The sequence below is a fragment of the Streptomyces uncialis genome (genome assembly GCF_001905345.1).
Lineage (GTDB): Bacteria > Actinomycetota > Actinomycetes > Streptomycetales > Streptomycetaceae > Streptomyces > Streptomyces uncialis.
On sequence record NZ_LFBV01000001.1, the window covers coordinates 1865336 to 1878138 of the forward strand.

The 12803-nt window shown below is 71.1% G+C and carries 11 protein-coding genes; 6 read left to right on the forward strand and 5 right to left on the reverse strand.

Annotated features, from left to right (window positions below):
* Window positions 1-7: 7 nt before the first annotated feature.
* Window positions 8-1396: an FtsW/RodA/SpoVE family cell cycle protein gene (locus AB852_RS07975; protein ID WP_073784901.1), complete on the reverse strand. Its 1389-nt coding sequence runs from the start codon at window positions 1394-1396 to the stop codon at window positions 8-10.
* 49 nt (window positions 1397-1445) lie between these two features.
* Window positions 1446-1799, reverse strand: a complete 354-nt coding sequence (locus AB852_RS07980; protein WP_073784903.1) for an SH3 domain-containing protein — start codon at window positions 1797-1799, stop codon at window positions 1446-1448.
* A 264-nt stretch (window positions 1800-2063) separates the two neighbouring features.
* Between AB852_RS07980 and AB852_RS39590 the strand changes: the two genes are divergently transcribed.
* The 3 genes from AB852_RS39590 (at window position 2064) to AB852_RS07995 (ending at window position 5992) form a co-directional block, all read left to right on the forward strand.
* On the forward strand, window positions 2064-2939 hold the full coding sequence (locus AB852_RS39590; protein WP_178390949.1) for a hypothetical protein: 876 nt from the start codon (window positions 2064-2066) through the stop codon (window positions 2937-2939).
* Between the two features lie 53 nt (window positions 2940-2992).
* Window positions 2993-4222 carry a sensor histidine kinase gene (locus AB852_RS07990; RefSeq protein ID WP_073785663.1) on the forward strand — a complete coding sequence of 410 codons (1230 nt, stop codon included), beginning with the start codon at window positions 2993-2995 and terminating at the stop codon, window positions 4220-4222.
* 966 nt (window positions 4223-5188) lie between these two features.
* Window positions 5189-5992, forward strand: a complete 804-nt coding sequence (locus tag AB852_RS07995; RefSeq protein ID WP_073785665.1) for a nuclease-related domain-containing protein — start codon at window positions 5189-5191, stop codon at window positions 5990-5992.
* 13 nt (window positions 5993-6005) lie between these two features.
* Here the strand turns inward: AB852_RS07995 and ligD are convergent, their stop codons facing one another.
* A complete protein-coding gene (gene ligD / locus AB852_RS08000) occupies window positions 6006-6890 on the reverse strand; it encodes a non-homologous end-joining DNA ligase (RefSeq protein WP_073785667.1) in 885 nt (294 codons plus the stop codon).
* Between the two features lie 91 nt (window positions 6891-6981).
* Between ligD and ku the strand changes: the two genes are divergently transcribed.
* Window positions 6982-7917, forward strand: coding sequence for a non-homologous end joining protein Ku (gene ku, locus AB852_RS08005; RefSeq protein WP_073785669.1), 936 nt, complete (start codon window positions 6982-6984; stop codon window positions 7915-7917).
* A 57-nt stretch (window positions 7918-7974) separates the two neighbouring features.
* Here the strand turns inward: ku and AB852_RS08010 are convergent, their stop codons facing one another.
* Window positions 7975-8220: a DUF397 domain-containing protein gene (locus tag AB852_RS08010; RefSeq protein ID WP_073784906.1), complete on the reverse strand. Its 246-nt coding sequence runs from the start codon at window positions 8218-8220 to the stop codon at window positions 7975-7977.
* Entirely contained in the window at window positions 8217-9107 is an 891-nt protein-coding gene (locus AB852_RS08015) for a helix-turn-helix domain-containing protein (RefSeq protein WP_079184353.1), read from the reverse strand. The genes AB852_RS08010 and AB852_RS08015 overlap by 4 nt, the downstream gene beginning before the upstream one ends.
* A gap of 160 nt (window positions 9108-9267) precedes the next feature.
* Here AB852_RS08015 and AB852_RS08020 point away from each other — a divergent pair, with 160 nt between their 5' ends.
* Entirely contained in the window at window positions 9268-9747 is a 480-nt protein-coding gene (locus tag AB852_RS08020; protein ID WP_073784908.1) for an ATP-binding protein, read from the forward strand.
* Between the two features lie 296 nt (window positions 9748-10043).
* Window positions 10044-12800: a hypothetical protein gene (locus AB852_RS08025; protein ID WP_143201186.1), complete on the forward strand. Its 2757-nt coding sequence runs from the start codon at window positions 10044-10046 to the stop codon at window positions 12798-12800.
* Window positions 12801-12803 lie beyond the last annotated feature (3 nt).

Below are 12803 nucleotides of genomic sequence, written 5' to 3' on the forward strand. Positions count from 1 at the left end.
CGGGCGCTCATCGGACCGTTCCCCCGTCCGTGGCCGTTGGGTCGTCCTCCGGGGGGTGGCGGCGGGCGGAGTCGCTGAGCCGGATCAGCAGGGCCACGATGATCCAGTTGGTCACGACGGACGAGCCGCCCTGGGCCAGGAACGGCATGGCCATGCCCGTCAGCGGGATCAGTCCGGTCACCCCGCCCGCGATGACGAACGACTGGAGGGCCACGATCGACGCGAGCCCCACGGCGAGCAGCCGGCCGAAGGGGTCGCGCAGGGCGAGTCCGGTGCGGAAGCCGCGTTCCACCAGCAGCGCGTACAGCAGGAACAGCGCCGAGAGGCCCGCGAGGCCCAGTTCCTCGCCGGCCGTCGCCAGGATGAAGTCCGACTTGGCGGCGAAGCCGATGAGGATCGAGTCGCCGAGGCCGAGGCCCGTCCCGAGCAGCCCGCCCGCGGCGAACGCGAACAGCGACTGGGCGAGCTGGTTGGGTCCCTGGCCCGCGTCGATCGACGCGAAGGGGTGCAGCCAGTCCTGGACCCGGGTGTGCACATGGGGTTCGAGCCGCCCGACGGCCGTGGCGCCTGCCGCCGCGAGGGCGAGTCCCACCGCGATCCAGCCGGTGCGGCCGGTGGCCACGTACAGGAGGACGACGAACAGCCCGAAGAAGAGCAGCGAGGTGCCGAGGTCGCGTTCGAGCACCAGCACGATCACACTGAGCAGCCAGACCGTGACGATCGGGCCCAGCACCCGGCCGGTGGGCAGCTGGAGCCGCCACATCCGGCGGCCCGTGTACGCGAGCGCGTGGCGGTTGGCGGCGAGATAGCTCGCGAAGAACAGCGCCAGCAGGATCTTGGCGAACTCACCCGGCTGGATCGAGAATCCGCCGAACCTGATCCAGATCCGGGCGCCGTTCACCGCCGGGAAGAAGATCGGCACGATCATCAGCACCAGGGCCGCCGCCATGCAGAGGTACGCGTACCGCTGGAGGATTCGGTGGTCGCGCAGGGCCAGTACCACCACGGTGAACAGCGCGACGCCCAGGGCCGACCAGACCAGTTGCGCCGGGGCCGCGCGGTCGCCCGGGGTCTCCAGGTCCAGCCGGTAGATGAGGACCAGGCCGATCCCGTTGAGCAGGACGGCGATCGGCAGCAGCACCGGATCGGCGTACGGGGCGCGCAGCCGTACGGCGATATGCGCGAGAAGGGCGAGCGCGCCGAGCCCGGCGCCATACGCGGCGACGCCGGGCGGGACCGCGCCGGTCCTGCCGAGGCCCGCCGCGCAGTAGCCGCAGACCGCGAGCAGGACCGCCGGGACCAGGAGCACCAGTTCGGTGCCGCGGCCCAGCGGCGGGCGGACAGCGGGGGCCCCGGCCGGCGGGGTGGGCGGCGCCTGCGCTGTCGTTCCGGTCATGGCGGGAACGTAGCAACTCGTTCCACCTATGTCCCGTTATGTCGGTGCTTCAGCACCAATGGGGCGTTCTGTCGAAGGTTTCGATGTAGCGGGCCGAGCCCCACGCCCAGGTCCCGTCCGTGAGCAGGTACCAGATGTGGTTGCGGTCGACGCGTTCGCCCTCGGTCCGGCAGTAGATCGAGACGATCGCGCCGTGGGGTTCCCGGCGGATGACACGGCTGCCGCGGGTGGGGGAGTCGCGCAGCAGCAGTCCGCCGTGGGCGGTGACCCGGCCCTGGTAGTGGCCGCGGTCGCGGTCGTGGTCGCCGTCGTGGCCGGTGGGCGCGGCCGCCGCCGGGGTGATCGTCGAGGCCAGGGCCAGGGCGGTGCCCGCGGTGGCTATCGCGAGGGTACGGAGGCGCATAGGGGTTCCTTGTTCGTGGGGGTCTGATGCGGTTTCACCCTAGAAGGGTGGGTCCCCGCCTGCCTGTTGGGTACGCCCATCGGGTTCGGTGCGGACGGCATCCGTCGGGAACCGGACAGCCGGGTGATCGCGTGATGAAAGGGGAGGCCGTGGTCCGGCCGGGGGGAAATGTCCGCGCTTAGGGGTTACGGGGGGCGTTCCCGTACCGTGGCGGGCTGAAGGAGTGAATCCCCGTTCGTCCGTCCGTCCGCAGGAGCCCGTGCCGTGTCCCACCGCAGACCCCGCCGGTCAGGCATCGCCGTGCTGCTGCCGCTGGCCGTGCTGCTGGGTGCCTGCGGCAACCCGGGCGACCTGGAGAGCGCCGGCCCCGCCACCACCGCCGTAGGCCCGGCCCGGCTGTGGCCGGATCTCCCCCCGGCCTCCACCCCCGCGTACGACTACGGCGAGGCCGAGACGGAGACGGTCGACGGCTTCGCCCTGCCCCGCGACGACATCCGCACCCTCGACCCCCTCGCGGTCCTGCGCGCCCAGGCGAAACAGCACCCCGACACCTTCACCGGCCCCCTCGCCCTCGACGAGGACACCGCGAAGAAGATCACCCGCTGCGGGTCGGACGGATCGGATGGGTCGGATGGGTCGGATAGTTCGGGCGGTCCGGATGGTTCGGACGGGCCGGACGGTTCTGGCGGGTCGGACGACGGGAGCGGCGCGAGCGGGTCGGACGGTGCGGACGGGTCGGACGGTGCGGGGGGTGCGGGCAGCCGGGGCTGCCCTGTGCTCAAGGAGCAGTACCGCGATCTGACCGGTGACGGCCGCGACGACCTCATCATCGGTATCCGGCTGCCCGACGATCAGCTCGCGGTCCGGGTCTTCACCCACGAGGGCGACGAACTGACCCAGATCATGTCGACCTCCGACGCGGTGACAGGCGTCGAACTGGCCGGCCGCGACCTCGTCATCCGGGCCGTGTCCGGCATACCGGGCTACGAGTACCGGACCGTGTGGTCCTGGGACCGCCACCAGGAAGCGATGCTCCCCACCAAGGACGAGTTCCTGCGCGTGGACGGCGCCGACGGCACCCCGAAGTCCCCCGCCCCCCGGCCTCCGACCGCCTCCCCGTCCCCCGGGAGCACCCCGTGAACCCGCCGTACGGCAGCCGCCCGACGCACACCCCGCCGCGTCCCGCGCACGGCGTGCTGCCCTGGCTGCGCGCCTGGACCGCGACCCTGCCGTGGAAGGCCGCCGTCTTCATCACCGTCATGTGCTGCTCGCTGGCCGCGCTGCTCGGGCTGCTCGTCCATGTGTCCGTCACCCACCAGACCGTCGGCCAGGCCCGGGACCGGGCGCTCACCCGGCTCGCGGACGCCACCGAGGCGTTCGAGGACGGCGACCGGCTCGGGCCCGGCGTCTCCGTCGACCCGCCCGGACTGCCCCGCTCACTGCGGACGCTGGCGCTGGAGGGCGAACGCGGCACGATGGTCGGCGACAGCGCGCCGCGCCCCACGATGTGGGCGGCCGGGCCCGCCGACGGCGGCCGGGTGCTCGCGGTCGCCGTCGACTACTCCCAGGGCGTACGGACCATCGCCGGTCTCGACCGCGCGATCCTCGGCTCCTCCGCCCTCGCGATCGGGACCACCCTGCTGGTCGGGGCGTTCGCCGTCACCCGGATCACCCGGCGGCTGCACGCCACCGCGCGGGTCGCGCGGCGGATCAGCGCCGGGGACCTCGACGCGCGGGTGGACGACCCCCGGACGAAGTTCCCCGGCCAGGCCCAGGACGAGGTCGCGGCGGTCGCCGCCGCGCTGGACACCATGGCCTCCTCGCTCCAGGGCAAACTGGAGAGCGAGCAGCGGTTCACGGCGGACGTGGCCCATGAGCTGCGGACCCCGCTCACCGGGCTGCACGCGGCGGCCGAACTCCTGCCGCCGGGGCGCCCCACCGAGCTGGTACGGGACCGGGTCGCCGCGCTGCGGACCCTCACGGAGGATCTGCTGGAGATCTCCCGGCTGGACGCGGGCAGCGAGCGGGTGGACCTCGACGCGCACTGGCTGGGGCCGCTCGCCGAGCGGGTGGTCCGGGGGACCGGTGCGGAGCTGGACGTGGTCCGGGACGTGTGCGTCGACACGGACCGGCGGCGGCTCGAACGGGTCCTCGGGAACCTGGTCGCCAACGCGGTGACCCATGGGCGGGGGCCCGTGATCGTCACGGTGGACGGGGCCGAGGTCACCGTCCGGGACCACGGGGACGGGTATCCCGAGTACCTCGTGCTGCACGGGCCGCAGCGGTTCCGGACGGAGGGCGGTACGAAGGGGCACGGGCTCGGGCTCACGATCGCGCTCGGTCAGGCCACGACGTTGGGGGCGTGCTTGACGTTCACCAATGGGGCCCCGCCGGGGGCCGTAGCGACTCTCACGTTGCCGTGAGTCGGGGGCGCCGCCGGGGTTTCTTGTGCGGGGCGCACCTCGTTCCTGTACAGGTCGTTCGTGGGGTGCGCAGTTCCCCGCGCCCCTTTGGGGCGCACCCGGTTTGTTCTTCGGGTCGGTGCCGGTCGGGATTCTCCGTCCTCGATCCGACACGCTCGGTAAGTCGTCCGGTGACCCGACTGAAGAGCATCGGAGTCTGCGAGCAGAGATTCCCGCCCACCCCCTCCCGTAGCAGCGCGGGTCCGCGAGGAGGAGGGTGAAAGACAACCTCAGGAGGCTGAGGCGCCCCCAAAGGGGCGCGGGGAACTGCGCAAAAGACGAGGACCGGCCCGCACCCGAAGAGCGACCGCAATGGGGCAGCACCTCAGGGGCGCGGGGAACTGCGCACCCACGAACGGACCCGCACAGGGACAAGTACGTCCAGGTGTGGAACCCCAGGGGCGCGGGGAACTGCGCAAAAGACGAGGACGGCCCCGCACCCGAAGAGCGACCGCAATGGGGCAGCACCTCAGGGGCGCGGGGAACTGCGCACCCCCGAACGACGGCACGGGAACAGGTACGCCCAGGTGTGGAACCCCAGGGGCGCGGGGAACTGCGCACCCACGAACGGCCCCGCACAGGGACAAGTACGCCCAGGTGTGGAACCCCAGGGGCGCGGGGAACTGCGCACCCAACGAGCGACCCGCACGGGAACAAGTACGCCCAGCACAGGAAACCCGGCGGCGCGAGCGAAGGCGACCTGCGGGGAACTGCGCACCCACGGACGACCCGCACAGGAACAAGTACCTCCAGGTGGGGAACCCCACGGGCGCACGGGAGGACGGGGACGGGGACGGGAACACCGGCGTACCCGTGACCCACACGGACGGGACCCGGACGGGGACCTGGCCGGTATCCGCTGGGGCGCCGTACGGACCTGTTGCGGCCCAGGCACCGCACCTGCTCCCATGGAGCGGGGTGATCCACATGACAGACCTCCGCGTCGTACCGACCCACCGCCAGGGCCACCAGCTCCTCCACGTCACCACCGCGTCCGGCAGGACCCTCGCCTGGTACGACCGTGAGGACTCCCGCGTCACCCTCCTGAGCACCCGCGACACCGACGCCGTCCTCGCCGCCCTGGCCCCCTACCTCACCGGCCGGGTGACCGTAGGACCCCCCGTGCTGCCCGGCCCCGCCGACCTGGCCCGGCTCAGCCTCCACCCCGACGACGACCTCGCCCCGAACCGCCCCGGCGAGAGCCTGCGTGTAGCCCTGGACCGCGACCCGTCCCCGCCCCGCCGCCTCCGCGCCGACCCCCGGAAGGCGGCGCTCGCGGCCGAGGAGGCCACCGGCGCGGCCCTGGACGCCCTGGAGGCCGGGGGCTGGCGCGTCCTGCACTCCGTGCCCCTGCCCGGCGGGGACCGCGTACCGCATCTCGCCATCGGCCCGGCGGGACTCTTCGCCGTGCACACCCTGCCCGCCCGCCGCCGCCAGGTGCACGTGGACGACCCGCTCGTCACCGTCGGACGGTCGGCAGCCCACCCCCTGCTGCGCACCGTCCGCGCCCTGGCCGACCGCGCCTCGCACGCCCTCGCGGCCGAGGTCCGCGCCGTGCTCGCCCCGGCCGGTGCCGCCCGCGTCACCGTGACCGCCGCACCACGGGACATCCGGGTCCTGCGGGACACCGAACTGTCCGCGCTGGCCCGCGAGGACGCCGTCCTCAAACCGGCCGATGTCGAGTCCCTGCACGCGACGGCCCGCGACCGCGCCACCTGGCACCGCCTCTGAACCCGGTCCCGTCTCAGGACGGCAGTTCCCCCGCCCGCCCCTCCTCGTACAGCGGCGCCAGCAGATCCCCGTACCGCTCCAGCCGCCCCGCGACCTCGCCCGCGAGCACCACCAGTTGCTCCGGTGTCCCGCACCCCGCGACCTCGTCCCAGGTCAGCGGGGCCGAGACGGTCGGCTCGGGCCGCGCCCGTACCGTGTACGGCGTCGCCGTCGTCTTCGCGGCGGCGTTCTGGCTGAAGTCCACGAAGACCTTGCCGGGCCGCAGACTGCGCGTCATCCGATGGGTGACCAGTGCGGGCAGCTCCCGTTCCGCCGCGACGGCGAGCCGTTTCGCGTACGCCGTCACCCGGTCGGACGCGGTGGGCCGGATCGACGCGAGCAGATGCAGTCCCTTCGAGCCGGACGTCTTCACGAACGCCTCCAGCCCGTCCCCGGCGAGCCGCTCCCGCAGCCACAGCGCCACCTCGCAGCACTCCACGACCGTCGCGGGCGCCCCCGGGTCGAGGTCCAGCACGAGCCGGTCGGCCCGCCCGTGCGCCCCGTCCCGCCACTGCGGGGTGTGGAACTCCGTGACGAGGTTCGCCGCCCAGATCAGCGACGGCAGGTCCTGCACGACCACCTGCCGCTGCGACCCGTCCGAATGGGGGACCTCGGCCGTCCGCACCCACTCGGGCGTGCCCGGCGGCACGTTCTTCGTGAAGAACCGCTGGCCCCCCGGCCCGTCCGGGTACCGCAGGAACGACACCGGACGGTCCCTGAGCTGGGCGAGCAGCGGTTCACTGGTGGTCGCGTAGTAGTGCAGGAGCTGCCCCTTGGTGAAGCCGCTGTCCGGGTACAGCACCTTGTCGAGGTTGCTGAGCGCCAGCCGCCGCCCCGCCACCTCCGTCATGGGCGTCATACCATGAGACTGCCACGAAACGTGATGAATCGGATGTACATCCGGATACGGGGCGCGACCGCCCCGGGTCCGGTCCCGGAAGGCGGTGCCCGTGCGCTCGATCTGGAACGGTTCGATCGCGTTCGGCCTGGTCAGCATCCCCGTCAAGCTGATGAGCGCGACCGAGAACCACTCCGTGTCCTTCCGCCAGATCCACACCGAGGACGGCGGCCGGGTCCGCTACCGCAAGGTGTGCGAGCTGGAGGACGAGGAGGTCCAGGCGGCCGACACCGTGCGCGGGTACGAGATGGCCGACGGCACGGTCGTCACCGTCACGGACGAGGACCTCGCCGCCCTGCCGCTGCGCACCACGAAGACCATCGAGGTCGTCGCCGTCCTGCCCGCCGACCGCATCGACCCGCTCCAGATGGACACCGCGTACTACCTCGCCGCGAACGGCACCGACGCGGGCAAGCCGTACGTGCTGCTGCGCGAGGCCCTGAAGCGGACCGGCAGCATCGCCCTCACCAAGTTCGCCCTGCGCGGCCGGGAGCGGCTGGCGATGCTGCGCGTCGTGGACGACGTGCTGCTGCTGCACTCGCTCCTGTGGCCCGACGAGATCCGCTCCACGGAGCACGTCGCCCCCGAGGGCCGTGTCACCATCAAGGACGCCGAACTCGACCTCGCGGACGCCCTGATGGACACCCTCGGCGAGATCGACCCCGACACCATGCACGACGACTACCGCGCGGCCCTGGACGAGCTGATCGCCGCGAAGCTGTCCGGCGAACTGCCCCCGCGTCCGGCCCCGGAGAAGACCGAGGGCGCGGAGGTCATCGACCTCGCGGCGATCCTGGAGCAGTCGGTCCGCGCGGCGGAGGAGAAGTCCGGCAAGCGGTCGGGACACGCCCGGACAGCGAAGAAGAAGGCCGCCCCGAAGAAGACCGCGAGCAAGAAGTCCGCGTCGGGGAAGAAGACCGCGTCCGGCAAGACTGCGGCCAAGAAGACGGCCAAGAAGGCCACCCCGCGCAAGCGCGCCAGCGCGTAGACCGGGTACGGTTCGCCGCCCTTGGCCGGTCCGTACCCGGTCAGGGGCGGTCCCGGGTCAGCCTCGCGCGGCGTACGTGACGAAGCCGGTCCAGGCGGTGGCGGTGACGGCGAACTGCGGCCCGGCCTTGACCTTGCTGTCCCGTACGTGGACGGTTCCGGGGCAGGCGGCGATCTCTACGCAGGAGTCGCCGTCGCCACCGCTGTGGCTGGACTTGTGCCAGGTGAGCGCGATCTCTACGCAGTCGTCGCCCGAGCCACTGCTGTAGCTGCTCTTGAACCAGGCCAGGCCAGGGGTGCTCATATTGCTCCTCGCATCCGCTTCAACAGACCCAAGGAGTCGTCCAGCGTGAGGGCCTGTGAGCGCATCCTGGCATACCGCATCTTGAGGATGCTCACCACTTTGCGGTCAGACACGAGCTGGCCGCTTTCCTGCCCTTCGATGTACCCGAACCACTTGTTCTCTGGCGTCTCCAGTACCCGCATGGGGCCATGAAGGCCGGCGTGACTGTGGCGTTCCAAGGTCATTACCTGGATCTCGACATTGCGCAGCTCTGCCACCTCGATCAGACGGTCCAGCTGGCCACGCGTAACGTCCTGACCACCCATGTTCCGCAAGAGCAAGTGTTCCTCGATGATGAAGCTGTACGCGGTGTTCGGGCGTTCTCGCAACAGCCGTTGTCGATCGAGCCGAACGGTGAGCTGGGCCTCGATTTGCTCGTCTTCAAGAGGTGGGAGCTGGTTGACGAACAATGTGCGGGCGTAGGGCTCGGACTGCAACAAGCCCGGGATCAGCCTGCACTCGTAGGTCCACAAGGTCAGGGCTTTCGCCTCCAACTGGGCCCATTGGCGGAACCAGGCCGCGAGCCCTTTCTCGCGGGAGAGGTGGAGCGCGGCGCTGCGCAGCGCTCCGGTCTCGCCGGTGAGGGCTTCGGCCGCCTCGATGAGGGCCACGTCGGGCATTCTGCGGCCCTGCTCGACGGAGGCGATCGTGTGTTTGGAGTAGCCGACCCGCAGGCCGAACTCCGCACGGCTCAGACCGGCGTGTTCCCGTAGCGCTTGGACGACCGCGCCGAACGTCCGCAGGCTGTCCGACCACTCGGGCTCGGCCTGGGGCGTACCGCCACGTCGCGGTAATGCGGCCCCGCTGGTCCCCTCTTCATGTTCTGTCCCGTCCGTTTCGTCCGGCATCGCGGACACCTCCCGCACACGTACCACTCTGTACACGGCCAACTCACCCAGAGTTAGCGGGAGTAGGAGGCTACTGTCCAGGATTCGGCCGCGTACGCTGTTTTAGCGTACGCAGGTCAGGGGTGGTGAAAGCGGTCTCATCGGGGCCAGATTGAGCCGCATGACAGGACCCACCATCCGCCGACACCGCGTAACCGTACATACGTTCAGTCAGCGGTTCTACGCCATTCCCCTCGGTGCCCGGCTGGCCCGCCGTCACGCACGGCTGCGGCTGGACCGCTGGGGCATCCCGTTCGGGAGCGAGAGCTCGGACGCGGCAGCGTTGATCGTGGCGGAGCTCGCCGCGAACGCGGTGGCGCATACGGGCGCCACACCGGGGGCGGAGTTCGCGCTGAGGCTCATGCTTCAGCCGGGCGCGCTGCGGATCGAGGTGACGGACGCGGCCGGTTCCGTACGTCCGCCCGAGCCGGGCGACTTGGGTGCCCCGGATGACGAGGCGGAGAACGGACGCGGACTGATCCTTGTGGCCGCCCTGGCGGACCGCTGGAGCGTGTTGGACGCGCCGGCCGGGGGGAAGACCGTAAGGGTCGAACTGGACCTGCCCGTCGACACCGGGGTGAACCCCGGACCGCTGTTGTGAAGGTCCGGTGAGCGGGCGGCCTTGGACGCGGAACGGTTCCGGTCAGGCTCGGTGTCATGGGCCGGAATCGTACGGTTGCGGGAACCGCGGGATGGCGGGAACGCGTTGTTCCATGGGGCGGTTGTCGTCAGCGGTGGGCGTGGTGACGAGCCAGTGAGGGTCGGGGGTCTGTGGTGAATGGCGGGGCGATCAATCCGGGGACGATTCCTCAGTTCACGGGGAATCTGGGGGAGTTGGAGACGCAGCGGGGGCTGCTTCATGGGGCTGCGGGGCAGTTCCGTGATGCGGGTGCGGATGTGCACGCGCGTTTTCAGGGGTTGTCGGCGTTCTACACGGCGCCGGAGGCGGAGCAGTTGTTCGCGACGACGGGTCCGGTGAAGTCGGAGTCGGATGTGTTCGCGGATCAGTTGGAGTCGGTGACGACGGCGTTGTCGGAGTACGCGGCGGAGGTCCGTCCGATCGAGGCGCGGCTGAAGCAGTTGCGTGAGGATGCGACGGCTTTTGTGTCCGGGATCAGTGGTGACAAGCACTGGAAGGACGACGGGGACAAGGTCGAGGAGAACAACGACCTGGTGAAGGACGTGAACGCGGCGGTGGCGGCGTTCTGGGAGGCGGAGCGGGCCTGCGCGAACAAGATCACGGCGCTGGTGTGCGGGACGCATTTCATCGCGGACGACGGCACGGGCAAGTCGAACATGTACGGGTTCAGCGAGAAGGACCTGGACAGTACGAAGGAGCTGCCGTGGGGTTCGCAGGTGGAGGAGTCCCGCCGCTGGTGGGAGGTCCATCATCATGTGGGGTCGTTCCTGAAGGGTGTGTTCGTCGACGGCCTGTGGGGGACGATCCGGGGTCTGGGGACGCTGGTCGGGGTCGACGGGTGGGACGCGGCGGGCCAGGCGTGGACGGGCCTGGCGAAGGTCGTCACCGGTCTGGCGATCACGGTCACGCCGGTGCTGGGCACGGTGTTCTGGGCGTTGCCGGAGGAGAAGCTGCCGGGGTGGTTCCGTGAGTCGCGGACGGCGGTGAAGGAGACCGGCAAGGCGTTGGTGGCGTGGGACGAGTGGGGGAAGAATCCGGCGCGGGCGGCGGGTGCGACGACGTTCAACGTGGTGACGACGGTGTTCACGGGTGGTGCGGGCGCGGCGGCGAAGACGGGCTCGGTCGCGAAGGTGATCTCCGCCCTCGGGAAGACGGGGCGTCTCCTGGACCCGGTGACGTATATCGCGAAGGGCGGCAAGGTCGTCACCGTCAAGGTCGGTGATCTCCTGGCGGGTCTGCGGAACGTGGACGCGGGCGCCCGGATCAACATCCCCGAACCCGCCACCCCGGCCCCGGTGGCGGGCGCCGACGACGCGGCACGCGCAGGCACCGGCCCGGATCCGTCGCACACGGTGCGGTTGCCGGACGACGCGAACGGCAGCCCGCAGTACCTCGACACGAACACCGGCCAACTACTCGACGCGGCGGGCAACCCGAAGCCGGACGTGATGCCCCGCGATGTGACCAACCCGGACCGCTCGGGCGCGGAGGTCCCGCCGGTCCGGTCGGAGACCCCGGTCCAGGTGGGCGCACGGGAACCGGCGCTGGTGGGCGCGGGGCCGGGCGCGGGGAGTATCGACAACGCGGCGGGCGGCGGTGCACCGGGCGGGGTGTCCCCGGGTGCCGGTGCCCCGGGCGGTATGCCTGGTGGGGTGACGCCGGGTGGTGGTGCTGTTCCGGGGGCGGTGACGCCGGGTGGTGGTGCGGTCCCGGGCGGCGGAGGGTTGGACGGCCTGCCGGGCGGCGGAGCGAACAATCTCCCGGGCGGCGGAGCGGGCCAGCTCCCGGGCGGGGGAGCGAACAACCTGCCGGGCGGGGGAGCGGGTCAGCTTCCCGGCGGCGCGGTGGACAACCTCCCCGGTGGAGGCGCGAACAATCTGCCGGGCGGGGGAGCGAACCACATCCCGGGCGGAACAGCCGACAACCTTCCCTCCAACAACCTCGGGGACAACGCCACCCCGGGCGGGGGCGCGGCCACCACCCCCGACACCACACCCGGCGGCGGAACCGCGGGCGACAGCCCGACCGTGCCGGGCCAGGGAGCGGACCCGGTCCCGGGCAACGCCGGAGGCGGCACGGGCAACGGCCCGGGCGGCGGAGGTGGCAACGGCCCCGGCGGCGGCTCCGGGAGCAACCTCCCGGAGCCCCGCGACCCGAGGACGTACACCCTGGCGGAGCGCCAGGCGATCATGGATCACCAGGTAGCAAGGGCCAACGACCCCAGCGACACCTACCTCAAGGACTTCTACCAGAAGAACGGGCACCGCAAGCTGCTGACGAACGTGGACGAGTTCGGGCTGGCGCCCCCGCAGTTGGTGAAGACGCCGGGCGGTTGGGTCCCGGCGGACAGCATCCCCCCGGCCCTGCCGCCGACGTACCTTGACGACGTGGCCGGAGACGCGACCCGCAAGCCGCTGACGCCGGAAGCGCGGAAGGAACTGGATGATCTGGCCAAGGCGCGCCAGGACGCTCTCGACGCCGACCGCGCCCCGCACAAGGCGTACGCGGAAGCGAAGAGCGCGTGGGAGAAGGACCCGGGCAACCTGGAACTGGCAAAGGCAGCGGAAGATGCCCGAGCGGCCCACAAGGACCCCCACGCGAAGGCGACCAAGACAAGTGAGGACTACGGCGAGGGGATAGCCCGCCACCACGCCATACCCGAGCGGTTCCCTGGCGCCGTGGAACAACCCCTGCACGGGCCGAAGAGCGGCGCCCACCAGTTCGACCAGGTGTACAAGCACGGCGACCGCTACATAGTCGTGGAGGCAAAGAGCAACATACGCACCGAACTCGGCAGCAGGATGATTGGCAGTGCGCGCCACTCTCAAGGTTCGCGCCCGTACTTCAAGGATATCCTTGAGCAGATGAAGAAGCGGTCGGCTGATTCGAAGCTCGCGGAAGACTTGGAAAAGGCTCTCTTGCACGGGCGGGTGGACTACCTTGAGATCAAGGGACTGGATAACCAGGGTGCCCACGTCGACTATTCGATCAAGCAGTTTGACATCAGCAAGTAAGGA